Below are 25,760 nucleotides of genomic sequence, written 5' to 3' on the forward strand. Positions count from 1 at the left end.
GGCTGAGCGGCCCCTGCGCAAGTCCGTCCGGCTCGCACCGCTCCGATCCGTCCACTCCTCAGCGACATTGCTCGACGGCGGGCGGGTTCCCTTGTACCGTGCCACTCATCCCGGGACACCGCGCTCGCCAGGAGGCCGGCCGTGGGACAGGTTCTTCCGATGTATCTGGCAGTCGACATCTCGTCGTCGATGGCCGGGGACCGGATCGCCGCGGTTGAGCAGGCGATCGCCCGGCTCAGCACCGAGCTGTTGTCGAACCCGCTCCTCGGGGAGCGGGTTCGGGTCGGCATAGTCGCATTCCACGAGACCGCAGAGGTCGTCGTACCACTGAGCGACCTCACTGAGTTACGCAGGCTGCCGCGGATCCGAGCCCGGGGAGTGGCTCGCTACGGGCCGCTGTTTCAGTTGCTCGCCCGGGTCCTCGAGCGGGACCGCCGGGTGCTGCTCGCCGCCGACAACCGCGTCAGCTCGCCGTTCGTCTTCCTCATCACCGACGGTGTGCCGGTCGACAGCGGCTGGTACCACTCCTACGCGGAGTACCGGGACCGGACCCGGGCCCGGCTGATCCTGGTGGCGATCGGCGTCGCACCCGACGACGAAGGTCTGCGTGAGCTGCGACCCGTGCGAGCCCTGCACTGGCAGGACGCCCACGACATGGGGCTGTCCGAGTGGCTCTTCGACGTCATGGACGAGTACGCCCACGAGCTGACCACCTCGGTCGTCGTCAGGCGCCCGGAGAGCAGAGTCTTCGATCCTCCGCCCGCCGACCCGGACTTCCCGTGACGCCCGATGGATGAGCAGCGTCAGGCGATACCGTGGCCACATCTGCCGGCGCGGACCCTCGAGTCGTCGCTCCAGGTGGACGGCCGCGGTCGTCGTGGCGGGTCGGCAGTGGTGTTCCAGCTCGTCGGACAGCTGGACCTGCTGTACAAGAGGTACACGGGCACGGGGACGGTCAGTCGCTCGGAGACCCACCTCGCTCAGCTCGTCGCGATCGGATCGGCTGCCGGCGACCCGGAGCTGAGCTTCTTGCGCCGCCACTTCGCCTGGCCGAGATCCGTGGTGATCGGCAGGGACGGCAACGTGACCGGACTGCTCGTCCCCCGCGTGCCGCCGGCTTTCGAGGCTGCGCTGGTCACCAACCGGGTCCGGGTGCGGGACCTGAACGACCTGTTGTTCGAGACGCGGGCGGCCAGGGCCGGGATCTCGCCCGCCACTCGCCGCCAGAAGCTGGAGATGCTCAGTGACCTGATCGAGGCTCTCGACTGGCTGCATCGCCACGACCTGGTGCACGAGGATCTGGCGGCCCAGAACGTGCTGTGGCGGACGGAGGGTGGCGCCGGGGTGTTGCTGCTCGACTGCGATTCGTTGCGTCCACTCGGGAGAACGGCGGACGACCCGCTACTGACCAGCGTCGACTGGACGGATCCGAGGGTGTTGGCCGGTGACGTGCGGCGCCCCGACCACGCTTCCATGATCTATGGACTCGGCCTGCTCACCGCCCGGGTGCTGGCCGACCCGGACTGGCGCCCGCCCGACAACGGCCGGGAGGGCTTCCCCGCCGATCGGATGTCCGAGGCCCTCGCGGCGGTGGTCGTTGACTCCGTCCGCCCTGGGCTTCCGCGGCCGTCCCTCGTGCAGTGGCGGAAAGCGGTCACCGTGGCAACGGCCACACTTCGCCCGGATACGGCAACCGACGTGGACCGTCCCGAGGTCACCACGGCGGCACCTCCGCCGATCGAGTACGAGGGACCGGGCAGCGACGCGGCCCGGCGCATATCGCTGGCTGTGGGCGTCGTGCTCGGTGCGGCGCTCGCTGCGATTCTCGTCCTGGGGCTGCTGTGACGCCGGAAAGTCCCAGCGCCGCGGCCGTCTCCGGCACCCTGAGTCAGTTGTCGCTCTGGGCGGCCGACGCCACCCAGGTCGTCACCGGTGTCGCGGGCTTCTCGTACGCGTTCGGGTGGGTCCTCACCGCGCGCTTCTACGGCGAGTTCGGGGTCGACCCCGAGTCCGCCGGCGTGACGTTCGGCTGGCTGGCGATCCGCGCGTTCCTCGTCGGGCTGGCGAGTCTGGGGATCTTCCTGGTCGCCCGGGGGGTCGCCCGCTTCGCCACCGCTGTCCCGGACCGCCCGGCCAGGCTGGCCGGTCCCAGGCTCGCCGCCGTCACGGTGGGCGGCTGCCTGGCGGTGGCGGTCGTGGTGCTCCTTGTCCGCGGCACTCTGGGCAGCCCGGTGTCCCCCGGCGAGATCATCACCGCGGTCGCGGTCGCCCTCGTCACCGCCTTCGCGGTGCTCTTCGGCCTGCGGCCCGAGCTGATCGAGGCCCGGCCACGGCTGGGTCAGATCATCAGCGGCCTGGCCGGCTTCCTGATCGGATTCGCTGTCGTGGCGTTGCTGCTGACGCCCTACCGGCTCGGCGCCCATCTGGCCGACGACATCCGTGCCGGGCGGCCCGTGAGCCTGCCGATCGTGCCCGGGGTGCCCGCGTTGCAGGCACCCCGCACGCGTCTGAGCCTGGTCGAACCAGGCGTGGTCGCCCCGGAGGTCCGCCCCTTCCTGGGCTGCGTGATCCGGCTCGGTGGCGCCAACGGCGTCTCGCTGTACTACGCGGACGGACGAGTGCTCCGCGTCGCGGACGAGATCGTTCACTCCGTGAGCTCCTGTTGAGGGGGCGCGTCAGGGGCGGCGGGGACGGGGTGCGGCAGCGTGCCGGGCAGCCCGAGCCGGCGCGCCGCGGACCAGGGAGGCCTGCTCGGCGGCGAGGGCGGGGGCGGGATCTGCATCGGGCATGACGCCCTCCCCCATGAATCGTCGCCGCCGAAGCCACCCACCAGGATCAAGGCGAAAAACTTCCCCGGCGTTGTCGATCCGGCGCGGGGGTCGTTCGACCTGAGAGTGTGAGGGGCCGGAGGACGGCCCCCGGCACCGAGGGAGCGGAACCATGGCGAAGTACATGCTGATCATGCGGAACACCGACGCGTCGCTGAAGACGATGATGGAGACGCCGTTCGAGGAGATGCTGGACCGGGTGGGGCGGTTCAACGACGAGCTCATCCGGGCCGGCGTGCTGCTCGCCGCGGAGGGGCTCGAGGATCCGGCCGACGGCGTGGTCGTGGCCTATGACGGGGAGACGCCGGTGGTGACCGACGGCCCGTACGGGGAGACCAAGGAGCTGTTCGGCGGCTTCTACCTGCTCGAGGTGGCGTCGCGGGACGAGGCGGTGGAGTGGGCGAAGAGGATGCCGGCGATCCCGGGGTCGCGCACGGAGATCCGGCGGGTGCCCGGGATCGACGAGTTCCCGCAGGACAACGAGTGGGTGGCGATCGAGCGGGCCTGGCGCGAGCGCACCGGCCAGCTGTGAGTGCCCAGGCCCTCGAGGCGGTCTGGCGGATCGAGTCGGCGCGCATCGTCGCGTCGCTCGCCCGCTGGACCGGGGACTTCGCGCTGGCGGAGGACGTGGCGCAGGAGGCGCTGGCCGAGGCGCTCGTGGCGTGGGAGCGGGACGGCACGCCGGCGAACCCGGCCGGGTGGCTGCTGGCGACCGCGCGGCGCCGGGCGATCGACGCGTTCCGGCGCCGGGAGACCCTGGAGCGCAAGTACGCCCTGCTGGCCCGGGAGTGGGAGACGGCCGGGGACAGGGGCGACGACCTGCTCGCGCTCATGTTCGTCGCGTGCCATCCGGTGCTGGCGCCGGAGGCGAAGGTCGCGCTGACCCTGCGTACGGTCGGCGGCCTCACCAGCGAGGAGATCGCCCGCGCCTTCCTCGTGCCGGTGCCGACCGTGCAGGCCCGGATCACGCGCGCGAAGAAGACGATCGCCGCGGCGGGCGTACGTTTCGAGCTGCCCCCCGCCGAGCAGCGCAAGGAGCGGCTCGGGGCGGTGCTCAGCGTGCTCTACGTCATCTTCACCGAGGGGTCGACGGCGACGGCGGGCGACCGGCTCGTGCGCACGGATCTCGCGGCCGAGGCGATCCGGCTCACCCGGGTGCTCGCCGCGCTGGTGCCGGACGAGCCGGAGGTGTCGGGGCTGCTGGCGCTGTGCGAGCTGACCGCGGCGCGGTTCCCGGCGCGGACCGGGCCGGACGGCGAGGCGGTGCTGCTCGAGGACCAGGACCGGCGGTTGTGGGACCGGGCCGCGATCCGGCGCGGGCTGGCTGCCCTGGCCAGGTCCACCACCGGCCCGTACGGGCTGCAGGCCGCGATCGCCGCCTGCCACGCCCGCGCCGCCTCCGTGGCGGAGACGGACTGGGAGCGGATCGTGCTGCTCTACGAGGCGCTGGGCCGCGTCGCGCCCTCGCCGATCGTCGAACTGAACCGGGCCGTGGCCGTCGCCATGGCCCACGGTCCGGATCAAGCCCTGCCGATCGTCGACGGGGTGGCCGCGCGCCTGACGAGCTATCTCGTGCCCAGCGTGCGGGGCGAGCTGTTCCGCCGGCTGGGCCGCGACGCCGAGGCCCGGGCGGAGCTGGAACGGGCGGCGGCCATGTGCCGCAACGACAAGGAGCGCGCAGTGCTGCTGCGCAAGGCAGCAGCACTGCGCTGAGCCGGCGTCAGAGCGCCAGGCGCTGACCCGGGAAGATCAGGTTCGGGTCGTTCAGGATGCCGGTGTTCAGGCTGTAGAGCGCCCGCCACCCGCCCTTGACGTGCTGCGCGGCGGCGATCTTCGCCAGCGTGTCGCCGGACTTGACCACGTAGGTCCGGCCGGTCGCCTTGGCGCTGACCGTGGTGCGCGAGGTCGACTTCTTCGAAGAGGACGAGGAGGACGACTTGGTCGACTTCTTCGCAGACGACGAGGAGGACGACTTGGTCGACTTCTTCGCGGAGGACGAGGACGACGACTTCGCACCCGACGTGTTCGTGCCGGAGTACGACTTCGTCGAGCCGGCCTTCTTGCCGCACACCGGCCAGGCGCCGATGCCCTGGCCGTCGAGGACCTTCTCGGCGATGCGGATCTGCTCCGAGCGGCTGGCCTTGTTGGCCGTCGACGCGTACTTGCCGCCGCCGTAGGCCTTCCAGGTGCTGCGGCTGAACTGCAGGCCGCCGTAGTAGCCGTTGCCCGTGTTGATGGACCAGTTGCCACCGGACTCGCACTGCGCGACGGCGTCCCAGTTGACGCTGGACTTGGCCTGCGCGGCCCCGCCGGAGCCGAGCAGGACGGCGCCGCCGGCGGCTCCCGCCACCATCAGGCCGAGGGCGCGCAGGGACGAGCTCTTGCGAAGGTGCTTTGCCATGGAAAACAAACCTCCACGCCTGCGAGGTCAGCTGTCGGGTTCGGGCGAGGAGCCCGGCTGCGCGAAGGCAGCTTCACCCCGAGGCGCACTCGCCGGTGCGCCGGAGGAACGTGTGGGTCCCCCGCTCCTTGCCATATCGGTTGAGGTCCCGGCCCGGTCGGCGGCAAGGACTCGGCGTTACCGACCGCGGGGCCCGCGTCAGCGGACCGGCCGACGTTAACCACCGCGGAAGGGCCCGGGGCAAACTTTCGCGGCCGAAGGTGAGCTTGTTTACATCTCGAAGATCGCCCCGTGAATCACCACGAAACGGGGCGTAACGCCGCGCTCGGCGACCCGGAACGCACGGCGGGGACCTGCGCGGACGCGCGTGTACCAGAAGCGGCCGGGTCGCGGGGCGCCGCCGGCGGGTTCCTCACCACACCGCCGACGGCGCCGCGCCACCCGGCCGCCACCCGGCAACGCCCTCCGGCGCGGCCCACAGACCCCTTCCGCTGCGGCACCGATCGGGGCAAAGCGCCCGGAATCAGGCCGGTAGCGTCGGCAGCAGCGCCACCCGCAGCCCGAGCCGCAGCGCCGCCAGCGTGAGCGCGGTCGAGTCCGCCCCGGTGTCCAGGTCCGACGCGTGCGCCGGCTCGCGCAGCCCGAAGGCGTACCAGCCGCCGTCGGTCGTCGCCCCGATGACGACGTCGAAGTTGCGCAGCAGGTCGTAGGCGTCCCGGAGCAGCTGGGGGGTCAGATCCGGGGTCTCCATGGTGATCATGAGGTGGTCGGTGCGGCGAGCGACGGTCGCCGGCGCGGCGCAGCGGAAGTACCGGGTCATGCCCTCCTGTGTCCACACGGGCCGGAAAGGTTGCCCGCGTTCACGCGGAAATCCATTCTGTGGCGACCGTCACATCATCCAGCACCGCGGGGACGGGCGACACCCCCAGACCAGGCCCCGCCGGTACGGCCAGAGTGCCCTCCTGGAGCACGAACGGCTCGGTGAGATCCGTCGCGAAGTAGCGCCCGGACGCCGACGTGTCGCCGGGCAGCGTGAAGCCGGGCAGCGCGGCCAGCGCCACGTTCGCGGCCCGGCCCAGCCCGGTCTCCAACATCCCGCCGCACCAGACCGGGATCCCGTGCGCCGCGCACAGGTCGTGGATGCGCCGCGCCTCGAGATAGCCGCCCACCCGGCCCGGCTTGATGTTGACCACCGAGCAGGCGCCGAGGGTGATCGCCGCGGCGGCGGTCCGGGCGGAGGTGATCGACTCGTCGAGGCACACCGGCGTGGTGATCTGCCGCGCGAGCGTGGCGTGGCCCAGCACGTCCTCCTCGTCCAGCGGCTGCTCGATCAGCAGCAGGCCGAAGGGGTCGAGGCGGGCGAGATGCCGGGCGTCGGCGAGGGTGTACGCGGTGTTGGCGTCCACCTGCAGCAGCACGTCGTCGCCGAAGCGCTCGCGGACCGCGCGGACCGGCTCGACGTCCCAGCCCGGCTCGATCTTCAGCTTGATCCGCACGTAGCCCTCGGCCAGGTAGCCGTCGACCGCGTCGAGCAGCTGCGGGATCGAGTCCATGATGCCGACGGACACGCCGCACGGGACGCGGTCGCGCACCGCGCCCAGCTCCCGCGCGAAGGACCGGCCGGCGGCCCGCAGCTCGGCGTCGAGCACGGCGGTCTCCAGGGCGGCCTTGGCCATCCGGTGGCCCTTGACCGGGGCGAGGACCTCGGCGACCTGGGAGGCGTCCAGGTGCGGTGCCGCGGCGAGCATCGGCACGAGGAAGCGGCGCAGCACGTCGGCCGCCGCGTCCGCGTACTCCGGGGAGTAGAGCGGCTCGGCCATCGCCACGCACTCGCCCCAGCCCTCGGCGTCGCCCGTGTCGACCCGGACGAGCAGCACGTCCCGGGTCGTCTCGGTGCCGAACGAGGTGCGGAACGGCGCGACGAGCGGCATGGCGACGCGCCGCAGCTCGACTCCACGGATCTTCACAGCTGACCTCCCGGGCCACGGTCGGTGGTGAGCACGTACCAGCCGGCCTTGTCGAAGCCGGTGAACCGGGCGCCGGACGCCAGCAGACCGGTCAGCACCTCGCGGACGGCGCCACGCCAGCGGGCCGCCGCGGCGGGGTCCTCGGTGCGCAGCCGCTCGATGTCGTGGGGCACGGCGACGAGCAGCTTCTCCCCGTGCGCGGGACCGCGGCGCCCCTTCTCGTCGAGCACCACCGTGCCGCCGGTCAGATCGCTCTCCAGCGGCGCGCCGCCGGCGACCTCCCAGCGCACGAGCAGCCGGTCGGAGGGGTCCTTGCCGTTGCGGGTGTCGTCCATCGGGCCGTAGAAGTCGGGCAGGTACTCCACCGGGACCGCGCCGAGCTTGGCCAGGTTGAAGTAGGCGTTGCGGGCCACCAGCGGGTCGAAGGTCCACGTGATCGCGGTCGCCCCGCGCGACTGCGCCCAGCGGCGCTGGTGCTGCTTGAGGGCGTAGCCGACGCCGCGGCCGGCCGCACCGGGCACCACCCCGGCGACGTGGCTGTGCAGCTCACGGACGTCCGGCGGGCCGAAGAACCCGAAACAGCCGCCGACCAGCTCGGCGCCCGCGTAGGCGCCGGCCACGTAGTTGCCGGCCTTGGCGAGCGCGCGCAGCATCTCCCCGCCGACCATCGGCCGGCCGGGGCTCCAGATGCCGCCGAGCAGCGCGTCGAGCGCCGCCAGCTCGCCGGGCTGCGACACCACACGCACCTCGATGCCGGGCTCCATGCCGACACTCTAACCACGTAAAGTGCGTCGGCGTGAGTCGTCCATTGCTGGCCACCGATCCCCGCCGCCTCGGCGGATACGAGCTGGTGGGGCGTCTCGGCGAGGGCGGCATGGGCGCCGTCTTCCTGGGGCGCGACCCCGCCGGCCGGTACGCCGCCGTCAAGGTCATCCGCGCCGAGTACGCCGCCGACCCCGAGTTCCGCGGCCGGTTCCGCAGCGAGGTCAACCGCGCCCGGCAGGTGCCGCCCTTCTGCACCGCCGAGGTGCTCGACGCCGACCCCGAGCACGAGACGCCCTACCTGGTCGTCGAGTACGTGGACGGCCCGAACCTCACCCAGGTCGTCTCCGAGCAGGGCCCGCTGAGCGGCGGCGCCCTGCACAGCGTCGCCGTCGGGGTGGCCACCGCGATCGCCGCCATCCACGGCGCCGGGGTCATCCACCGCGACCTCAAGCCCGGCAACGTGCTGTTCTCCCTGGGCAGCCCGAAGGTCATCGACTTCGGCATCGCCCGCGCGGTCGAGGTCACCAGCGTGCACACCAGGACCGATCAGATGGTCGGCACGGTCGCGTACATGGCGCCGGAGCGCTTCGAGAACGACAGCACCCTCACCGGCCCGGCCGCCGACGTGTTCGCGTGGGGCGCCGTGGTCACGTACGCGGGAACCGGCCGCACGCCCTTCGCCGGCGACTCCCCCGCGGTGACGGCCGCCAAGATCCTCACCCAGCCGCCGGAGCTGTCCGGGCTGCCCGACCCGTTGCGCGGGATCGTGGCGCGCACGCTCGCCAAGGATCCGCGCGAGCGCCCCACCGCCCACGAGCTGCTCGACCTGCTGCTGTCGTCGGGCGCCGAGGAGGAGACCTTCGTACGGCAGCCCGAGCTGCGGCGCGCCGCGGAGGCCGTACAGAAATCGGGTCGCCCGAGGCGCCGCGGCCTGCTCGTCGCCGCAGCGGCCGCCGCCACCGCCGTGGCCGCGCTGATCGGCACCGGCCTGGGCCTGCACTACGCCAACGCGGGCGGCGGGGACGGCGCCGACGTGCTGACCGTGGCCGCGCCCGCCAGCCGGCAGGTGCGCGGCCTGTCCGTGGTGGACCCGCTCACCCGGCCCGGCCAGTGGAAGCAGGCGCGCCGCGACGGCCTGTCCTGCGTGTTCGGCGACGACGGCCTGACGATGACCGTCGACGCGTTCTCCGCCGACGAGTGCCCGGGGCCGGACGACACCTTCGAGGGCGACCAGACGATCGCCGCCGACGTCGCCGTCCTGAACCCGGGCAGCTGCGCCACGCTGCGCTACCGCTGGATCCGCGAGACCGGCTACCTGCTGTCGGTGTGCCGCGACAAGCTGCAGCTGGACTTCTCCGACGACGGCTCGGCGAGCACGCTGACCACGGTGGCCACCTCGGCCTTCGCCCGGGGCGCCGCCACCCGCGTACGCCTGGAGCTGCGCGGCACGGTCGCCACCGTCCTGATCGGCGACAAGCCCCTCTTCCAGGCGCCCCCGATGGCCACCGGGCTGACCTCCGGACGGGTCACGCTCGGCGTGGACAGCGAGTCCGAGACCGAGCCGGGCAAGGTCCGCTTCGCCGATGTGGAGATCCTGTCAGTATGAGAATCCTCCTCGCCCTCGCCGCCGCCGGCGCGCTGGCGGCGTGTTCGAGCGCGCCCGCGCCGTCGTCCGCGACCGCGTCCCCGTCCCCCGCCCCGGCGGTCCCGACCTTCGCGGACGTGTCGCGCGGGGACAGCACGTCGGTGGTCAAGCTCATCTCGTTCGACGCGAAGGCCCGCTCGGCCGTCGCGGAGCCGACCATCTTCCTGCTGGGCCCCGACTTCTGCGAGGCGTTCCACCTGCCGTCGAGCGACCCCCGCTGCGAACGCGACTGGAACACCGAGGACAGCAACACCCGGGTGACCCTCCCGGTCGCCGGGGACGCCGAGCTCCTCACCATCCATGGTGGTGACCCTGAGTGTTTCGGCGACGACACCCTGATCGTCGGCACGTGTGAGCTGACGCCCGCCAAGTTCGCCGCGCTCGCCGAGGACAGCGGCGAGATGCTGGCCCAGCTGACCGTCGTGGACGGTACGGCGACGAGAATCGCCGAAGTGTACACCCCGTGATGATCTTTTCTTGATCGATGCGCGTATGGTGCCGTACCGGAGAAACTGGCTCGGCCGAGGCGGGAGCGCACGATGACGGACAAGCGGGACTTCGACGAACCGGCGGAGCCGGTGCTGGTCCGGCCGTACATCGCGCCCGTCTCCCCCGCCGTGCCGCCGCGCCTGGGCGAGAAATGGCCGGAGCGGGCGCCCGTCGAGCAGCCGACCGGCGAGCTGCCCGTCCAGCCCCCGCCCGCGCCCGCCGCCCGGCCCACCTCCTTCGGCCGCCAGCGCCTGCTCGTCCTCGCCGGCGTGACCGTGCTCGCCGCGGGCATCCTCGGCACGGTCCTCGTCACGGGCGGTGACGACGACGAGCCGGCGACCGTGCAGCCCACCTTCCCGCTGGCGTCCGCCACGGCCGACCTGGGCGGCGGCTCGGCCGGCCCGGCCCGTCAGTCGGCCGCCCCGGACCCGGGCGTCGCCGGCTCCGCGCGGGTCAGCCGCGGCCCCGGCCCCTCCGGCAGCGCCGGCACCAGCACGGGCCCCAGCGGCGCCCCGGCCTCCCAGGCGCCGGCCGCCCCCGGAGCCCCGGCAGCCCCGCCCGGGGCCACCTCCGCACCCGCCGCCGACCCGACCACCCCCGCCTCGACGCTGAGCCCGGCGCCGGGCACCGCGGTCACCGGCAAGGTCAAGGCCGCGTCGTCGGGCCGCTGCCTGGCGCTGGGCGGCCTGCTGGGCGTCGACGGCACCCCGATCGTGACGAACGGCTGCTCGAACATCAGCTACCAGTCGTTCACCTTCGCCACCGACGGCACCCTCCGCGTCGCCGGCCACTGCGCCGAGGCCACCAGCTCCGGCGAGGTCAAATCCACCACCTGCGGCGACGCGGCCACCTCCCAGTGGCGCGCGGGCGCCGCCGGCACCCTGGTCAACCTGGCCACCGGCGGCTGCCTCACCGACGGCGGCGGCACCGGCAAGACCTCCCGCGTCGAACCCTGCACCGGCGCCGCCAACCAGGGCTGGGCCCTCCCCTGACGACGTACCCGGCTGTCGGAAATCGGCAGCCGGCAGCGCGGGAGCCTTGCACCGGCGGACGATGCGACTACGGGCTGGTCCAACGGCGTTGGTCCCGGGCGCCCGGCTGCGGCCACCTGCCGGAGGTGCCGGCCGGTCTTCGCGGGCCGCCCTACTCGCAGACCACGCCGTCCTTGTCGCGGTCGCGGTACCAGCCGTATTCGATGTCGGCGCCACGGCGGTACGGGCCGTAGCCGGCGGCGTTCGCCTTGGCGCAGGTGCTGAACCGCGGATCCGACGCGCCGGCCGTGGTCGCTGCCGGCGCCGGCCTGCCGGCGACCGGATCCTTGGTGGCCGGCTTCTTCGTCGCCGGCTTCCTGGTAGCGGGCTTCGTGGTCGCCGGTTTCGGTGCCGGTGATCCGGTGGCCACGACCGCTCCCGCCGGCCGTCCCCGCACCGGTGCGGGCGACGGCACATCGGCTGCGGCTCGGTCGCTACCCGGCCGGCCGCTCCGGTCGTCCTCGGTGAGGGCACCGATCGTGATGACGACCGCGAGAACCACCCCGGCACCGCCGAGAATTGTCAGATTCCTGCGCCTGAGTCGCTCCTCCTCCGCCTTGCGGCGAGCCTGTTCCGCTCTGCGGCGGGCCAGCGCGCCCTCCCACGGCATGGTCAGGCGCATCGCTGCCCCGCCGGAACGAGCACGATGGACGGATCACCGGCTGACTTCTGCGACATGGGCAGCAGTGTGCCGTGCGTGATCACGTCACCGTGACAGCCGAATGGGCCATCGTTCCCGGAGAATGCCCGGTACTGGTGGGTGGGTCAGGTGAGGTATCCCTGGTCGCCGGCGGTGTAGCAGGTGCCGGGGCGCGGGGGCAGCCCGGTGCGGAAGCGGTCGAGGAGGGGCGTCATGCCGGCGATGGTAAGACCTGACGCTGACGTCAGAGGCAAGGGTTTCGCGGCGTCAGGCGGTGCGGCCGTTGGCGTAGACGACGCGGAAGCCGAGGTGGTCGGCGAGGGCGGTCCAGCGGGAGGAGCGGACCAGGCGCTCGACGCTGTCGATGCGGCCGCCGTTGACCAGGGCGTTGAGGACGACGGTTTCGAAGGCGGCGGACTCGACCCAGTCGACGGCCTTGGTGAAGCCGCAGAGCATGGCGGCCTTGGTCTCGTGGAGGAACTCCTTGAGGATGCGGTCGGAGGCGCGCAGGATCGAGCAGCTGCCGAAGTAGAGGGTGCGGCCGGCGCAGCGGCCCGACATCCAGGCGGCGATCTCGTCGAGCTCGACCGTGTTCTTCTCGGTGAGGCAGAGCTGGGTGGGCTGGCCGTGCAGGGCGAAGAAGCCGACCTTGTAGTCCTGGTACTTCCGGGAGAGCCAGGTGTCCAGGTAGTAGTGCAGCTCCTCGACGGTGGCCGTGTCGCGGTGGATGAAGCGGATGCTGCCCAGCCGCTCGAGCAGCTCCAGGGTGGGCAGGACCGAGGTGCGCTCGATCAGGTCCTCCTCCCACTGGCCCTCGACACAGAAGACTCCCCCCGGCTTCCGCAAGACCCCACCCCCGTACGACCGATCTTCGACGCGACGTCGACGCTAGCTCACCCGGCGGGCCGCCGCCCGGAGCAGCGCGGGGGGACGAAGGTCACAGCAGGCCGGAGCGCCGCCACAGGGCCAGGCCGGGGCCGGCGATCAGGTCGAGGTCGCGCAGGAAGGCGACGACCTTCTCCCCGGCCCAGCGCAGGGTGGCTCGATAGTGCGGGTTCGCCCAGGCCACGCGCGCACCCAGGCGCGGGTCCAACCCCACAGCCTTGTACACGGAAGGGGACACCAGGCGCCGGCCGGTCAGGTACGCCGCCCGGGCGATGATCATCCGGTCGTACGCGAGCCGCTGCCGCCCCGCCGCGCGCACCGCCGAGGCGAGCTCGTCGCGGGCGTACCGGACGTGCCGGGCCTCCTCGATCACGTGGATGCGCGAGACCATCCGGACCAGGGGCTGGACGGTCTCGTCGGCGGCCGCCTCGCGCTGGAGGGCGTCGAGGATCTCCTCGGCGATGAGGATGGCCGCGTACATGCGGGGGCCGGTGGCCGTGGCCGCGATGAACTTGCCGAGGCCCAGGTCGAAGGGCCCGGGCCGGTAGACCGGGCAGCCGAGCTTCGCGATCATCCGGCCGAACATCACCGAGTGGCGGCACTCGTCGGCGATCTCGGTCAGCGCGTACTGGGCGCGGGGGTCGGTCGGGTCCTGCTTGTAGTACTCGCGGACGAGCAGCTGCATGAGGATCGTCTCGAACCAGACGCCGAGGCCGGCGATGCTGGCCACCTCGTGCCGGGTCAGCGTCCGCCGCTGCTCGGCCGACAGGGTCTCCCACAGCGGCGTGCCCCACAGCGACGAGCGCCGCTCGGGGACATACCAATGAGTGGGGGAAAGCGCGGCGTCCCAGTCGATCTCGACGTCGGGGTCGTACGTGTGCTGGGCGGACGAGACGAGCAGCCGGTCGGACAGCGAAGTCACGCGGGCCTCCGAGAACGTTGACGTTACCGGAAGTAACAGGTACTTCTCGTACTATGAACTCCGGCGGGGACACGGTCAAGGAGGACGGTCGCAGCCAGCGCTGGACCGGCCATCGGGAGCAGCGGCGCGAGGAGCTGGTCGACGCCGTCGTCGCCGCCGTCCGCGACCTCGGCCCCGAGCCGGGCATCGACGCCCTCGCCGCGCACGCCGGGGTCAGCAAGCCGGTGCTCTACCGCTACTTCACCGACAAGTCGGGCCTGTGGGAGGCGGTGGCGCGCCGGGCCGCGGCCGCACTGGTCGAGGCGATCGCCCCGGCGGTGGCCGCCGTGCGCGAGGAGCGCGAGGTGGTGACGGCGGCGGTGGACGCGTACCTGGCGTTCATCGAGGCGGATCCGCACCTGTACCGGTTCGTCGCCAAGCAGAACGGGAACGACGTGGTCGGCGACGCGATCGACACGGTCGCCGGCGCGCTCGCCCGGATCGTCGGCGACCGGCTGCGGGCGCTGGGGCTCGACTCCGGGGCGGCGCTGCCCTGGGCGTACGGCATCGTCGGGTTCGTCCAGACGGTAGGTGACTGGTGGCTGCGGCAGCGCCAGCCGATCAGCCGGGCGGCCCTGACCGAGTACCTGGCGACCTTCCTGTGGAGCGGGGTCGCCGGCGTGGCACCGACGGAGGAATCATGACGGATTACCAGGGTCCCGCCACGATCGACGGCATCACCGTCGAGGTGCGCCTGTCGGCCCGCTTCGAGCCGGTCGAGGGGCGTTACCGCTGGGCGGGCCGCGCCGGCCCCCACGACGGCCTGACCGAAAGCCTGAGAAGGGGACAGAGCGCCACCATCACCATCGGACAGAACTCCCGGACCGTCAAACTGGGCGAGCCCGATCCGTGGGGCCGGGTCAGGATCAGCGGGACCGGCCGTCCGCCCTGGCCCGCAGCTCCCGCGGACTGACCCCGAACCACCGTCGCGCGGCCCGGCTCAGAGCGCTCTGCTCGGCCAGGCCGACCATAGCCGTGACCTGCGTGAACGGGAGATCCGTCGCGGTGATCAGCCGATGGGCGGCCGCCCGCCGCACCACGTCCAGCAGCCGCTCGAACGTCGTCCCCTCCGCGGCGAGCCGCCGCTGCAGCGTCCGCGGATGCATCCCCAGCCGGCGCGCCACCGCGGCGACGGAAACGGGCGCGGTCCCCAGAGCCTGGGTGAGCAGCACCCGGGCCCGGTCGGCGGTGCTGCGCTGCGGCTCCGGGAAGTGCCCGGCCAGGTAGTCGACCGCGAGGTCGCGCAGGACCTCACTGCCGCCGGGCACGGGCATGGAGCGCAGCCCGGCGGGCACCCGCAGCAGGGCGTCCGGCTGGGCGAAGCGGACCTCGGCGGCGAAGAACCCGGTGTACGCCGCCACGGGCGCCAGCGCGTCGTGCGTCAGATGCACCGACCGCAGCCCGTACGGCCCGCCGTGCAGCAGCGTGGTGATCCGGTGCAGCAGCCCCAGCCCCAGATCGACGGACTGGGGCGGCAGGGGCTGGGCGGCCGTGCCCGCGTAGCGCAGCCCGGCGACGCCGGGGCGCCCGGCCGGGTCCGGCACCTGCCCGACGGTGAGCGCCGGGCTGTGCACGAAGAGGAACCGCCGGCTGATCTCCAGGGCCTCGCCGAAGGTCGCGGCGTTCTCGATGGCCAGCGCGAGCGGGCCCAGCACGGAGGCGTTCTGCGTCCCGGCCAGCCGGAGCCCCAGATCGGGACAGTCCTGCTCGGCGGCGGCGGTCTCCAGGATCAGCGCGGCCGTCTGCGCCGGGATGAGGGCGTCGTCGGAGTCGAGGTCCCCGGCCGACACCCCGAACCGCTCCAGCAGGCCGTCGCCGGTCAGCAGCGCCGGCAACCCGCGCAGCCCCGCGGCACGCACCATGGCCTCCATGTCGCACCAGGGTAAATTCTTGTCGCGTCAAGGCAAGTCCCCAGCCGTCACATGGCGAACACTGTCGGTATGGCCGACCACTTCGACGTGCTCATCATCGGCGCGGGGCTGTCCGGCATCGGGGCGGCGTGGCGCCTGCAGCAGCTGCGCCCCGGCACCACGTACGCCATCCTGGAGTCCCGCGAGACGCTCGGCGGCACGTGGGACCTCTTCCGCTACCCCGGGGTGCGCTCCGACTCGGACATGTTCACGCTCAGCTACCCGTTCCGGCCGTGGAGCAGCGACCAGTCCCTGGCGTCGGGGCCGGCGATCCTCGAGTACCTGCGGGACACCGCCCGCGAGGGGGGCATCCTGCCGCACATCCGCTTCGGCACGCGCGTCGAGTCGGCGAGCTGGTCGGCGCCACACTGGACGGTCCACACCGGCAAGGGCACCTTCACCTGCAATTTCCTGTACGCCTGCGCGGGCTACTACGACTACTCCCGCGGCTACCAGCCCGAGTTCGCCGGCGTCGCCGACTTCCGCGGCGAGCTGGTGCACCCGCAGTTCTGGCCGGCGGACCTGGACACGACCGGCAAGCGCGTCGTGGTGATCGGCAGCGGGGCGACCGCCGTGACGCTGGTGCCCGCGCTCGCCCCGGCGGCGGCGCACGTGACGATGCTGCAGCGCTCCCCCACGTACATGACGGTCCTGCCGGACCGCGACCCGCTCGCCGCGCGCCTGACCCGCCTGCCCCCCGCCCTCCGTCACCGCCTGGTGCGCGCCAAGAACCTGCTGGTCACGCAGGCGTTCTACCAGGCGGCGCGGCGCCGGCCGGAGCGCGTCAGACGCTTCCTGCGGCGGTTCCCGGCGCACTACTTCCCGGATCCCGCGTACGTCGACGAGCACTTCACCCCCGCCTACGACCCCTGGGACCAGCGGCTCTGCGTCGTCCCGCGCGGCGACCTGTTCAAGGCCGTCCGCCGCGGGGACGCCGACGTGGTGACCGCGCACATCGACCGGTTCGTGCCTGAGGGCATCCGCCTCACCGACGGCCGGGTGCTCCGGGCCGACGTGGTGGTCAGCGCCACCGGCCTCGAACTGCAGGCGATCGGCGGCGTCCGGCTGAGCGTGGACGGCCGGGAGATCAAGCCCGGCGACACGGTGTCGTACCGGGGGCTGATGCTCAGCGGGGTGCCGAACTTCGCGTACTGCATCGGCTACACCAACGCGTCGTGGACGCTTCGGGCGGATCTTTCCCACCGGTACGTGTGCCGGCTGCTCGCGTACATGGCCAAGCACGGCCACACCAGCGCCGAGCCCGCCGCCTGGACCGGCGCCCGGCTGCCGCTGCTCGGGCTGACCTCCGGGTACGTGCAGCGGGCCCTGGACCGCTTCCCGAGCCAGGGCGACCGCGACCCGTGGTCCGTCCGGCAGAACTATCTGACCGACCTGCTGCGCTTCGGCCGGGCCGACGTGACGCGGGACATGCACTTCGAGGGGGCCGCATGAGCAAGCTGGGACCGTACCGATTCGCCGGGCGCACGGCCGTCGTCACCGGCGCGGCGAGCGGCATCGGCGAACAGCTCGCGCACGGGCTCGCCCGCCGGGGCAGCGACCTGGTCCTGATCGACCGTGACGCCGGCCGGCTCGGCGACGTCGCCGCCGCGGTGCAGAAGGAGCATCCCGGCCGTACGGTCGACGTGCTCGTCGCCGATCTCGCCGAGCGCGCCGAGGTCCTCGCCGCGGCCGCCCAGGTCCGGGAGCAGCATCCGGAGATCGGCCTGCTCGTCAACAACGCCGGCGTCGCCCTGGGCGGCCGCTTCGACCAGGTCAGCCTCGGGCAGTTCGAGCACGTCATGGCGGTCAACTTCACCGCGCCGCTGCTGCTGACCCACCACCTGCTCGGCAGGCTGCCCGCGGGCGGCCACCTGGTCAACGTGTCGAGCCTGTTCGGGCTGGTCGCGCCGCCCGGCCAGGCGGCGTACGCGGCCAGCAAGTTCGCCCTGCGCGGGCTCAGCGAGTCGCTGCGCTGGGAGCTGCGGGAGAACGGCATCGGGGTCACGACGGTGCATCCGGGCGGCGTGCGGACCCGGATCGCGCAGAGCGCCCAGATCGGCGCCGGCGTGCCGCGCGACGACGTCGAGAAGCACCGCAAGCTCTTCGCGGCCCTGCTCAGCTATCCCGCGGAGAAGGCGGCCGAGGACATCCTGCGCGCGGTGCGCCGGCGCCAGGCCCGGCTGCTCGTCGCCACCAGCGCCAAGGTGCCCGACGCCTTCGCCCGCCTCTTCCCCGCCTCGCACATGAGCCTGGTCGCGCGGCTCACCCGGGCCCGGTCGAGATGATCAGGACCGTGACGGTACGCGGCGCCGCCCTGCGCGTGCGCGACGAGGGCGACGCGGCGAACCCGCCGGTCCTGCTCCTGCACGGCATCGCGCGCAGCCTCGAGGACTGGGCTCCCGTGCAGGAGCGGCTGTCCTCGTCCTGGCGCACGATCGCGGTGGACCTCCCCGGCTACGGGCTGTCCGACCGCCTGCCCGGACGGGCCGGCCTGCCCTCCCTCGCCGACGGCGTGCTCGCCACCCTGGACGCCCTCGGCGAGCACCGCCCCCTGCACGTGATGGGCAACTCCCTCGGCGGCGCGGTCGCCATGCGCCTGCTCTGCGACGCCCCCGGCCGGGTCGCCACGCTCACCCTGGTCGCGAGCGCCGGCTTCGGCAAGGAGGTGATCGTCAACCTGCGCGCCCTGGCCGTCCCGCTGCTCGGCAGGCGGCTGCTGCGCCGCTTCGACGAGCGCGCGGCCCGGCGCGTCGAGCGCAGCCTCTTCCACGACCGCTCCCACGCGACGCCCGAGCGGGTCGCCTTCGCCGTGCGGGCGTTCGGGCGGGCGGACTTCGTGTCGGTCTTCCTGGAGACGGCCAAGGAGCTGGGCACCGTACGCGGGGTCCGCCCGGCCTGGCGCCGCGACCTGCTCGCCGCGGTGGCCGCCCACCCGCGCCCGACGCTGCTCGTCTGGGGCGAGCGCGACCTCATCCTGCCGTCCGCACACCTCGCCGCGGCCCGCACCGCCTTTCCGGACGCGCGGTGGCACCTCTTCCCGGCGACCGGCCACATGCCGCAGATCGAGCGCGCCGACGAGTTCGCCGAGCTGGCCTCGGACTTCCTGACCGCTCACCCCGTGGCGCGCGACCGCACGTAGGCCAGTGCGGCGTTCAGCGACGCGCGCATCGGCTCGGCCGTGCGCAGGGTCTGGCTGAGCAGCGTGCCGCCCTGCAGGGCCGTGAGCAGGGCCAGCGCCAGCTCGTCCAGGTCGGCCTCCGGGCGCAGGTCGCCGCGGTCGCGCATCGCCCGCAGGCCGTCGTGCAGCAGGGAGCGCCAGCGCAGGAAGCCGTGCGAGAGGTCCTCGCGGGCCTGCTCGTCGGCGCTCACCAGCTCGCCCGCCAGCGAGGCCAGCGTGCACTCGCCGCGGCCGCCGGTGCGCTCCTGGTGCTCGACCGCGGCGTCGGCCCAGGCCTGCAGCGCGTCCAGGCTGTCCAGCGCGCCCATGATCGGCTGCCCGGGCACCAGGGGCGCCTCGGCCTGGCGGGTGATGACCGCCCGGATCAGCGCCTGCTTGCTGTCGAAGTAGTGATAGAGCTGCGAGCCACTGATGCCGGCCGCCTTGCGCACGTCCTCGGTGCTGGTGCCGGCCACGCCGCGCTGGGCGATGACCTCGGTCGCCGCCTCGAGGATGCGCTCCCGGGTCGCCAGCCCCTTCCGCGTCAGTGCCACGACCCCAGCCTAGCGAAATGGGTTGCGCAACCCAAACATGGGCGCTAGAAATGGGTTGGCCAACCCAGAAAAGAGGACGACATGAACGAGCTGACCGGAAGAACCGCCCTGGTGACCGGCGCGACGGCGGGCATCGGCCGGGCCGTGGCGGAGCGGCTGGCCGACGCCGGCGCCGAGGTCGTGGCGCACGGTCGCGACGCGGACCGCGGCGCGGAGCTGGTGGCGGCGATCACCGCGCGCGGCGGCCGGGCGCGCTTCGCCGCCGCCGACCTCGCGGACGCCGCCGACGTCGAACGCCTCGCGAAGGACGCCGGCGAGATCGACATCCTGGTGAACAACGCCGGGATCTACGAGTTCTCCACCACCCCGGCCACCACCGCGACCGCCTTCGACCGGCACCTGGCCATCAACACCCGCGCGCCCTTCCAGCTGGTCGCGGCCCTCGCCCCCGGCATGGCCGCGCGCGGCCGCGGCGCGATCGTCAACATCAGCTCGACCGCCGCCACCTCGGTCGCCCCGGTGGGCGCCGCCTACGGCGCCTCCAAGGCCGCCCTCGAGACCCTGACCCGCTACTGGGCCACCGAGTTCGGCGGCGCGGGGCTGCGGGTCAACGGCGTCTCCTCCGGCCCGGTGCGCACGCGGGGCACCGAGCCGATGCTGGCGGCGGCCGGCGACGCGATGGACCAGGTGACCGCGCGTGGCCGGATCGGCGACCCGGCGGAGATCGCGGCCGTGGTGCTCTTCCTGGTCGGCGACGGCAGCAGCTATGTGAACGGCACCGTCGTCGCCGTCCACGGCGGCGAGCGCAGCCTCCTGCCGGGCTGAGCACCCGCGTCACAGAAAGCACCGCCCGGCCCTTGCCCCTGACGTCAGTGTCAGGTCTTACCGTCGTCCGCATGACACCCCTCCTCGAGCCCTACCGGCTCGGCCCGCTGCACCTGCCCAACCGCGTGGTCATGGCCCCGATGACCCGCGTACGCGCCACCGCGGACGGCCTGGCGGGCCCGAGCACCGCCACCTACTACGCCCAGCGGGCCACCGCCGGCCTGATCGTCACCGAGGGCGCCCAGCCCAGCCGGCAGGGCCAGTCCAACCCGCACAGTCCCGGCCTGCACACCGAGGCGGCCGTCGCGGCGTGGCGCCCGGTCACCGCGGCGGTGCACGCCAACGGCGGGCGGATCTTCGCGCAGCTCATGCACGGCGGGCGGGTGGGCCACCACGAGACCACCGGGCTCGCCCCCGTGGCGCCCTCGGCGGTCCGGCTGCCGGACGAGGTGTTCACGCCGTCGGGGCCGCGGCCCGCCCCCGAGCCGCGCGCCCTGAGCACCCGCGAGGTCCGGGCCGAGGTCGAGGTCTACGCCGCCGCCGCCCGCCGTGCCGTCGACGCCGGCTTCGACGGCGTGGAGCTGCACGGGGCGAACGGCTACCTCATCCAGCAGTTCCTCTCCTCCAACGTGAACCTGCGCACCGACGAGTACGGCGCCTCGACCGCCGGGCGGGTGCGCTTCGTGGCCGAGGTGGCCGAGGCGGCCGCCGACGCGATCGGCGCCGAGCGGGTCGGCCTGCGCCTCTACCCGGGCGGCACGATCTGGCACGTGACGGAGGACGACCCGGCCACGCTCTACTCCGAGCTCTACCGCGCCCTCGCCCCGCTCGGCCTCGCCTACGTACACACGCTGACGAACGGCGACGACGCCCTCTTCGACCTGCTCCGCAAGCAATGGCCGGGCACCTACATCGTGAACCCCTCGGCCGGCATCGTGGGCCGGCCGGCCGGCCGCACCGACGGTGAGCACTGGCTCGCCCGCGGCGCCGACCTCGTCTCCTTCGGACGCGCCTACCTGGCCAACCCCGACCTGGTCGAGCGCTTCCGCACCGGGCTGCCCCTGCGCGAGGCCGACCCCGGTACCTACTACGCCGGGGGCGACCAGGGATACATCACCTGGCCCACCCACCAGTACTGACCCGCCCGCGCGGCGGGGCAGCACCCGGGCACCGCCACGGGAGAGTCCACTGTGGTGGGCCGCTACACTCCCGCGATGAGCTCCGCACTGGCCGCACGCATCGATGATCTTCTGTCCGCGACGGACGCGGACGCGTTCAGTGCCGCGCTGGGCGGGGCCGCCGCGGCGGGCGGGACGGCCGGCCCCGAGGAGGTGCGCGACGCGCTCGCGCGGCTGGAGCAGCCGTTGCGCCGGCTGGCCTTCGCGTTCGGCAGCGAGGTGGCCCTGCTCGCCGGCAGCCTCGCCGAGCGCAGCGCCGAGCCCACCGCCCTGCTGCCCGTCCTCGCCGACCGCGCGGCCGAGGCGATGGAGACGGCGGCGGCGTTCGCGGAGATGTACCGGGCGGAGTTCGGGGAGCCGCCGGACCCGCAGGAGCAGGAGCACGTCACCGAGGTGCTGCAGCGCGCCGGCGAGCTGGCGGCCGCGCGCGGGATCGGGCCGGAGCGCGCCGAGCTCTTCGTCCAGGCGTGGTACTCGACCGACGACTGGGTCCAGCCCGTTCTGTACCTGGCGCAGCGCTCGGACGTGCGGGCGGCCCTGCCGCAGCGGGACCGGCTCGCGGCGGCGATCGAGCCCCTGGCCGACACGTTCGGGGCGGCGGCGTGGCTGGGCGGGCTGCTCGACGTGCTGGACGACGAGCCGCTGATCGTGCTGGACCGGGGCTTCGCCGGCACCGGGCGGGGCTGGCGGGCCACGATCGGCGGGATCGGCGACAACTTTCAGCTGCACACCCTGCTGGCGGACGCGCTGATCGGCACCCTGCCCGGGCGCCGGCCCACGGCGGCGGAGGTCGCGGCGGCCCGGGACGGCGACCCCGAGCCGGCCGGCGGGATCCGGGGCAGTTTCAACCTCGCCGACGCGTACGGCGGGTGGATCTGGAACGAGGGCAAGCCGGCCGACATCCCGCACCTCGACGGGGTGCGCGTGGTCGTGCTGGATGCCGAGCCCTACGAGCGGTCGTGGAACGCGGGCCGCCTCTACCCCGCGATGGTGCCCACGCTGGAGGTCACCCCGCTGCCGGCGGACGAGGCGGCCAGGTGGCTCGGCAGCGTCAAGCCGGCGGCACGCTAGCGGCAGGTCAGCGTGCCGGCGGCCACGTCGATCGTGGCTCGCGTACCCAGGGGAACCGTCAGCTGCCCCACGCCGTGACCGACCCGCAGGCCGCCGAGCACCGGGACGCCCAGGTCGCCGACCCGGTCCTGCACCGCCTGCGCCGCCGTCCACTGCCCGGCCGTGACCGGCGCGTTGGTGAACTGGCCGATCGCGATGCCCGCGACGTGCCGCAGCACCCCGGCGCGGCGCAGGTGGGTGAGCATGCGGTCGTAGCTGTACGGCGCCTCGTCGGTGTCCTCGAACAGCAGGATCGCCCCGCGCAGGCCGGGGAGGTCGGGCGTGTCCAGCGACGCCTGCAGCATGGTGAGGTTGCCGCCCAGCAGCGTGCCCGTCGCCCGCCCGGGCACCGCCACGGCCGAGCTCGGCTCCGCCGGGTCCCGCGTGAGCACGACCGGCTCCGTGGTCATCACCGCCGACCGCAGCGACTCGATCTCCACCGGGCCGGTCCGCGTGTCGGTCCACGCCATCATCGGCCCGTAGAAGCTGATCAGCCGCGCCGCGTGCCACAGCCGCCCGATCAGCACCGTGAGATCGCTGAAACCCACGAAGACCTTGGGATCGGAGCGTACGGCCGGCAGGTCCAGCCCGTCGATGATCCGCTGCGTCCCGTAGCCGCCCCGGGCCGCGAACACCCCGCGCACGCCCCGGTCCCGGAACGCGGCGTTGAGGTCGGCCAGGCGTGCCTCGTCGGTGCCCGCGAGGTAGCCGTACCGGTCGTGGACGTGCTCGCCCAGCTCCACGACCAGCCCGAAGCCCTGCAGGATCTGCACGCCCCGGGCCAGACGCGCGGGGTCTGGGATCCCGGCGGGCGCGACGATCCGCACCCGGTCCCCCGGCCGCAGGACCGGCGGCCGCACCGCCCGCCGCCCGGCAGCGTCGGCCGGCTCGCCCAGCGCCGCCACCGCGCCCCCGGCCGCGGCCGCCCCGATCACCGTACGTCGTGTGAGAGTCACTCAAACAGGCTCCCCGGTCGGGAGCTATCTGTCCACTGCGGAGAGATGGTCCCGCCACAGGTCCTCGAGATCCCGGTCGTGCGGCGGGCGGACCTGGACCCCGGATCCCTGCAGGTGGTTCCACGCGACGCCGGGCACCTCGGCCCGCAGCAGCTCCACGGGCAGCCGGTCCGCCACGGCCACGACCTCGTCGAACGCGACGTCGGCGTAGGTGGTCACCCGGCCCGAGCCGTCCCAGTGCTCGTCCGCGTAGATCCCGCCGGTGAAGCGGCCGGCGGCCACGAGCCCCCGCTGCCGGTGCTGGCGCAGGAGGAAGGCCCGGTCGCCGGGCGCGATCCCGGTCCGGCGGATGCCCACGCCCCACCGGCCGCGCAGGCCCGGCACCAGGCCGGACTCGGACATGCCCCGGCCGCCGGGGTTCCAGGTGAGCAGGAACGTCGCCATGGCGCCCATTCTTGCGGCGGGCTTGAGGACGGGTTGCGGGGGGCCTGAGGCGGGCGGCCGACAGTAGGGGGGCAACGAACGACGACCCGCGAGGAGCCCCCCATGCCGCACAACGACTCCGACGTCTACGGCCTGTCCCGCCCCACCATCGACGACACCCGCGCCGCCCTGGCCGCCGTCTCCGGGCACGGCGAGACCGCCCCGTGGCAGCGGCTGCTCGACGCCAGCGGCCTCACCGGCACCGAGACCGACGTGGCCTCGCTCGAGACGCTGCTGGCCACGATGACCGCCACCGGCGGCGTGACGGCGCAGTGCGCGCGGGCCCAGACGATCCGGCTGGTGTGCCACACCCGGCTGAGCGCCGTCCGGGAGATGGTCAGCGCCGGAAGCCGCTGACCACGTCGGTGAGCTCGCTTGCCAGCCGGGTCAGGTCGGCGGCGGCGCGCTGGGTGGCCCGGGCGCCGTCGGAGGTGGCCGTGGCGACCTCGGCGACCCCGGAGACGGTACGGGCGACGTCGCCGCTGCTCGTGGCGGCCTCCGCGACCGAGCGGCTCATCTCCCCGGTGGTCGCCGTCTGCTCCTCGACCGCCGAGGCGATCGTGGTCGTGTAGTCGCCGATCTGCTGGATGACCTGGAAGATCTCCCCGATCGCGGCGGCCGCCGAGCCGCTGGAGCCCTGGATGGCGGCGATCCGCGCGGTGATCTGCTCGGTGGCCTGGGAGGTCTGCTGGGCCAGCTCCTTGACCTCGCCGGCCACGACGGCGAAGCCCTTGCCCAGCTCGCCGGCGCGCGCCGCCTCGATCGTGGCGTTGAGGGCCAGCAGGTTCGTCTGCTCGGCGATGCTGGTGATCAGCTTGACCACGTCGCCGATCTCGGCGCTGGCCGAACCCAGCTCGGCGACCTGCCCGTTGGTGCGCTCCGCCACGCTCATGCCCGAGCCGGCCACCTCGGCGGCCTGGGAGGCGTTCGTGGCGATCTCGGTGATCGACGCGGTCATCTGCTCGGCGCCGGCCGCGATCGCCTGCACGCCCGCGTTGACCTCCTCGGTGGCCGTAGTCGCCGCGGTGGCCTTCTCCGCCACGTCGGCGGCGCCGGTCTGCAGCTGCGCGCTGACGGCCGACAGCTCCTCCGAGGCGCGGGCCAGGGTCTCCGCCGAGCCGCCGATGACGCCCACCGTCGCGCGCAGCTGGTCCACGGCGGCGTCCAGGGAGCGGCCCATCTGGCCGAGCTCGTCCCGGGTGGTGATGCCGCTGCTGCGGGTCAGATCCCCGGTCGCGAGCCCGTCGCAGACGTCCTTCACCCGGCGCAGCGACCCGACGATCGACCGGGCCACCACGAGCCCGAGGCCCAGGGCGATCAGCGCGCCGGCCACCAGGAGCACGATCGAGAGCAGGCGGCTGGAGGTGTAGCGGGACTCGGCGCTCGCGGCCGACGCGGCGGCGTCCGCCCGTTCCGCCTCGCGGAGCTTGGCGACGTTGTCGCTGACCTGCTGCAGCAGCGGCGCGATCTCGGTGTCCCGGGTCTGCTGCCAGGCCGCCATGTCGTTCTCGCGGCCGCTCGGGATCTGCTTGTCGAGCGCGATCTGCCGATACTGCTGCCAGCCCTGCTGCACGGCGTCGATGACCGAGGCCTCGCCCGCGGGGCTGCTGCTGCGGTAGGCCGCGATGGCGGCGTCCACGGCGGTGAGATCGTCGGTGAAGGCGTTCTCGTACTTGGTGTTGGTGGCCTGATCCTGCGAGATGGCCTGGTTGGCCAGGTCGAGCCGGGCCTTGGCCATGGCGGCCTGGATGTCGCCGATCGCGCCCACGCTGGCGACGTTGCTCGCGTAGATGCGCTGGGCGGCATCGCTCACCCTGCTCAGGGCGAGCAGTCCGACGATCCCGACCACGATCGCCAGGGCGACCGCGGTGCTGACCGTGATCAAGATTTTCGCGTTCACGCCAAGGTCGGCCGGCGAGGGCCGGGACCGGGCCGGTTCGATCGACACACCCGGAGGATATGACGGCCGGGCGCC

Annotated in this window: 29 protein-coding genes and 1 riboswitch; of the genes, 17 read left to right on the forward strand and 12 right to left on the reverse strand. The window is 73.6% G+C overall.

The window, feature by feature from the left end:
• The first annotated feature begins 159 nt into the window (after positions 1-159).
• The 5 genes from RBH18_RS09005 to RBH18_RS09025 all read left to right on the forward strand — a co-directional run bounded on the left by RBH18_RS09005 (position 160) and on the right by RBH18_RS09025 (position 4,541).
• Positions 160-783, forward strand: a complete 624-nt coding sequence (locus tag RBH18_RS09005; protein ID WP_306205671.1) for a vWA domain-containing protein — start codon at positions 160-162, stop codon at positions 781-783.
• 6 nt (positions 784-789) lie between these two features.
• Positions 790-1,845, forward strand: a complete 1,056-nt coding sequence (locus RBH18_RS09010; RefSeq protein WP_306205673.1) for a lipopolysaccharide kinase InaA family protein — start codon at positions 790-792, stop codon at positions 1,843-1,845.
• Positions 1,846-1,892: 47 nt separating this feature from the next.
• Positions 1,893-2,666 carry a hypothetical protein gene (locus tag RBH18_RS09015; protein ID WP_306205674.1) on the forward strand — a complete coding sequence of 258 codons (774 nt, stop codon included), beginning with the start codon at positions 1,893-1,895 and terminating at the stop codon, positions 2,664-2,666.
• A gap of 274 nt (positions 2,667-2,940) precedes the next feature.
• Positions 2,941-3,360: a YciI family protein gene (locus RBH18_RS09020; RefSeq protein WP_306205676.1), complete on the forward strand. Its 420-nt coding sequence runs from the start codon at positions 2,941-2,943 to the stop codon at positions 3,358-3,360.
• Complete coding sequence (locus RBH18_RS09025; protein ID WP_306205679.1) at positions 3,357-4,541, forward strand: RNA polymerase sigma factor; 1,185 nt, start codon at positions 3,357-3,359, stop codon at positions 4,539-4,541. The genes RBH18_RS09020 and RBH18_RS09025 overlap by 4 nt, the downstream gene beginning before the upstream one ends.
• 7 nt (positions 4,542-4,548) lie before the next feature.
• Here RBH18_RS09025 and RBH18_RS09030 read toward each other — a convergent pair whose 3' ends face one another.
• The 4 genes from RBH18_RS09030 to RBH18_RS09045 form a co-directional block, all read right to left on the reverse strand.
• Positions 4,549-5,229: a LysM peptidoglycan-binding domain-containing protein gene (locus RBH18_RS09030; protein ID WP_306205681.1), complete on the reverse strand. Its 681-nt coding sequence runs from the start codon at positions 5,227-5,229 to the stop codon at positions 4,549-4,551.
• 1 nt (position 5,230) lies between these two features.
• A riboswitch (cyclic di-AMP (ydaO/yuaA leader) is annotated at positions 5,231-5,387 on the reverse strand.
• Between the two features lie 365 nt (positions 5,388-5,752).
• Positions 5,753-6,049, reverse strand: coding sequence for a DUF2064 domain-containing protein (locus RBH18_RS09035; protein ID WP_306205683.1), 297 nt, complete (start codon positions 6,047-6,049; stop codon positions 5,753-5,755).
• Between the two features lie 40 nt (positions 6,050-6,089).
• Positions 6,090-7,196 (reverse strand): o-succinylbenzoate synthase, encoded by a 1,107-nt coding sequence (gene menC / locus RBH18_RS09040; RefSeq protein WP_306205685.1) that lies wholly within the window; start codon positions 7,194-7,196, stop codon positions 6,090-6,092.
• The gene (locus RBH18_RS09045) at positions 7,193-7,960 is read right to left on the reverse strand and encodes a GNAT family N-acetyltransferase (protein ID WP_306205688.1); all 768 of its coding nucleotides are present in this window, start codon (positions 7,958-7,960) and stop codon (positions 7,193-7,195) included. Before RBH18_RS09045 ends, menC begins: the two co-directional genes overlap by 4 nt.
• A gap of 32 nt (positions 7,961-7,992) precedes the next feature.
• Between RBH18_RS09045 and RBH18_RS09050 the strand changes: the two genes are divergently transcribed.
• From RBH18_RS09050 to RBH18_RS09060, 3 genes are all read left to right on the forward strand, one after another.
• Complete coding sequence (locus RBH18_RS09050) at positions 7,993-9,567, forward strand: serine/threonine-protein kinase (protein ID WP_306205690.1); 1,575 nt, start codon at positions 7,993-7,995, stop codon at positions 9,565-9,567.
• Positions 9,564-10,073, forward strand: coding sequence for a hypothetical protein (locus RBH18_RS09055; RefSeq protein WP_306205692.1), 510 nt, complete (start codon positions 9,564-9,566; stop codon positions 10,071-10,073). The genes RBH18_RS09050 and RBH18_RS09055 overlap by 4 nt, the downstream gene beginning before the upstream one ends.
• A 72-nt stretch (positions 10,074-10,145) precedes the next feature.
• A complete protein-coding gene (locus RBH18_RS09060) occupies positions 10,146-11,087 on the forward strand; it encodes a ricin-type beta-trefoil lectin domain protein (protein WP_306205694.1) in 942 nt (313 codons plus the stop codon).
• A 151-nt stretch (positions 11,088-11,238) separates the two neighbouring features.
• On the opposite strand, the gene RBH18_RS09065 is transcribed toward RBH18_RS09060, so the two are convergent.
• The 3 genes from RBH18_RS09065 to RBH18_RS09075 all read right to left on the reverse strand — a co-directional run bounded on the left by RBH18_RS09065 (position 11,239) and on the right by RBH18_RS09075 (position 13,573).
• The gene (locus RBH18_RS09065) at positions 11,239-11,748 is read right to left on the reverse strand and encodes an excalibur calcium-binding domain-containing protein (protein ID WP_306205696.1); all 510 of its coding nucleotides are present in this window, start codon (positions 11,746-11,748) and stop codon (positions 11,239-11,241) included.
• Between the two features lie 285 nt (positions 11,749-12,033).
• The gene (locus tag RBH18_RS09070; protein ID WP_306205698.1) at positions 12,034-12,612 is read right to left on the reverse strand and encodes a DUF6642 family protein; all 579 of its coding nucleotides are present in this window, start codon (positions 12,610-12,612) and stop codon (positions 12,034-12,036) included.
• A 91-nt stretch (positions 12,613-12,703) separates the two neighbouring features.
• Positions 12,704-13,573, reverse strand: coding sequence for an AurF N-oxygenase family protein (locus tag RBH18_RS09075; RefSeq protein WP_306205700.1), 870 nt, complete (start codon positions 13,571-13,573; stop codon positions 12,704-12,706).
• Positions 13,574-13,626: 53 nt separating this feature from the next.
• Between RBH18_RS09075 and RBH18_RS09080 the strand changes: the two genes are divergently transcribed.
• Together RBH18_RS09080 and RBH18_RS09085 are read left to right on the forward strand one after the other, a co-directional pair.
• On the forward strand, positions 13,627-14,256 hold the full coding sequence (locus tag RBH18_RS09080; protein ID WP_306205702.1) for a TetR/AcrR family transcriptional regulator: 630 nt from the start codon (positions 13,627-13,629) through the stop codon (positions 14,254-14,256).
• Entirely contained in the window at positions 14,253-14,525 is a 273-nt protein-coding gene (locus RBH18_RS09085; RefSeq protein WP_306205704.1) for a DUF4873 domain-containing protein, read from the forward strand. The genes RBH18_RS09080 and RBH18_RS09085 overlap by 4 nt, the downstream gene beginning before the upstream one ends.
• Here the strand turns inward: RBH18_RS09085 and RBH18_RS09090 are convergent.
• Positions 14,479-15,483, reverse strand: coding sequence for an AraC family transcriptional regulator (locus RBH18_RS09090; RefSeq protein WP_306205706.1), 1,005 nt, complete (start codon positions 15,481-15,483; stop codon positions 14,479-14,481). The two genes, RBH18_RS09085 and RBH18_RS09090, sit on opposite strands and share 47 nt — an antisense overlap.
• A 69-nt stretch (positions 15,484-15,552) precedes the next feature.
• Here RBH18_RS09090 and RBH18_RS09095 point away from each other — a divergent pair, with 69 nt between their 5' ends.
• From RBH18_RS09095 to RBH18_RS09105, 3 genes are read left to right on the forward strand one after another with little or no spacing between them, the layout of a single operon-like run.
• On the forward strand, positions 15,553-16,974 hold the full coding sequence (locus tag RBH18_RS09095; RefSeq protein WP_306205708.1) for a flavin-containing monooxygenase: 1,422 nt from the start codon (positions 15,553-15,555) through the stop codon (positions 16,972-16,974).
• A 5-nt stretch (positions 16,975-16,979) separates the two neighbouring features.
• Positions 16,980-17,807, forward strand: a complete 828-nt coding sequence (locus RBH18_RS09100) for an SDR family NAD(P)-dependent oxidoreductase (RefSeq protein WP_306205807.1) — start codon at positions 16,980-16,982, stop codon at positions 17,805-17,807.
• An 8-nt stretch (positions 17,808-17,815) separates the two neighbouring features.
• A complete protein-coding gene (locus RBH18_RS09105; RefSeq protein WP_306205710.1) occupies positions 17,816-18,661 on the forward strand; it encodes an alpha/beta fold hydrolase in 846 nt (281 codons plus the stop codon).
• Here RBH18_RS09105 and RBH18_RS09110 read toward each other — a convergent pair.
• Positions 18,634-19,233 carry a TetR/AcrR family transcriptional regulator gene (locus RBH18_RS09110; RefSeq protein ID WP_306205712.1) on the reverse strand — a complete coding sequence of 200 codons (600 nt, stop codon included), beginning with the start codon at positions 19,231-19,233 and terminating at the stop codon, positions 18,634-18,636. The two genes, RBH18_RS09105 and RBH18_RS09110, sit on opposite strands and share 28 nt — an antisense overlap.
• A gap of 81 nt (positions 19,234-19,314) precedes the next feature.
• On the opposite strand from RBH18_RS09110, the gene RBH18_RS09115 reads away from it, so the two are divergent.
• From RBH18_RS09115 to RBH18_RS09125, 3 genes are all read left to right on the forward strand, one after another.
• Positions 19,315-20,058, forward strand: a complete 744-nt coding sequence (locus RBH18_RS09115) for an SDR family NAD(P)-dependent oxidoreductase (protein ID WP_306205714.1) — start codon at positions 19,315-19,317, stop codon at positions 20,056-20,058.
• Between the two features lie 71 nt (positions 20,059-20,129).
• Positions 20,130-21,197: an alkene reductase gene (locus RBH18_RS09120; protein WP_306205716.1), complete on the forward strand. Its 1,068-nt coding sequence runs from the start codon at positions 20,130-20,132 to the stop codon at positions 21,195-21,197.
• A gap of 75 nt (positions 21,198-21,272) precedes the next feature.
• Positions 21,273-22,307 carry a hypothetical protein gene (locus RBH18_RS09125; RefSeq protein WP_306205718.1) on the forward strand — a complete coding sequence of 345 codons (1,035 nt, stop codon included), beginning with the start codon at positions 21,273-21,275 and terminating at the stop codon, positions 22,305-22,307.
• Here the strand turns inward: RBH18_RS09125 and RBH18_RS09130 are convergent.
• Positions 22,304-23,242, reverse strand: a complete 939-nt coding sequence (locus RBH18_RS09130) for a S66 peptidase family protein (protein WP_306205809.1) — start codon at positions 23,240-23,242, stop codon at positions 22,304-22,306. The genes RBH18_RS09125 and RBH18_RS09130 overlap by 4 nt on opposite strands.
• 84 nt (positions 23,243-23,326) lie before the next feature.
• The gene (locus tag RBH18_RS09135) at positions 23,327-23,746 is read right to left on the reverse strand and encodes a hypothetical protein (protein ID WP_306205720.1); all 420 of its coding nucleotides are present in this window, start codon (positions 23,744-23,746) and stop codon (positions 23,327-23,329) included.
• Between the two features lie 102 nt (positions 23,747-23,848).
• Here RBH18_RS09135 and RBH18_RS09140 point away from each other — a divergent pair, with 102 nt between their 5' ends.
• Positions 23,849-24,142 carry a hypothetical protein gene (locus tag RBH18_RS09140; RefSeq protein ID WP_306205721.1) on the forward strand — a complete coding sequence of 98 codons (294 nt, stop codon included), beginning with the start codon at positions 23,849-23,851 and terminating at the stop codon, positions 24,140-24,142.
• Here RBH18_RS09140 and RBH18_RS09145 read toward each other — a convergent pair.
• Positions 24,123-25,733 carry a methyl-accepting chemotaxis protein gene (locus tag RBH18_RS09145; RefSeq protein ID WP_306205723.1) on the reverse strand — a complete coding sequence of 537 codons (1,611 nt, stop codon included), beginning with the start codon at positions 25,731-25,733 and terminating at the stop codon, positions 24,123-24,125. The two genes, RBH18_RS09140 and RBH18_RS09145, sit on opposite strands and share 20 nt — an antisense overlap.
• Between the last annotated feature and the right edge of the window lie 27 nt (positions 25,734-25,760).

The sequence above is a fragment of the Actinoplanes oryzae genome, from assembly GCF_030757795.1.
Lineage (GTDB): Bacteria > Actinomycetota > Actinomycetes > Mycobacteriales > Micromonosporaceae > Actinoplanes.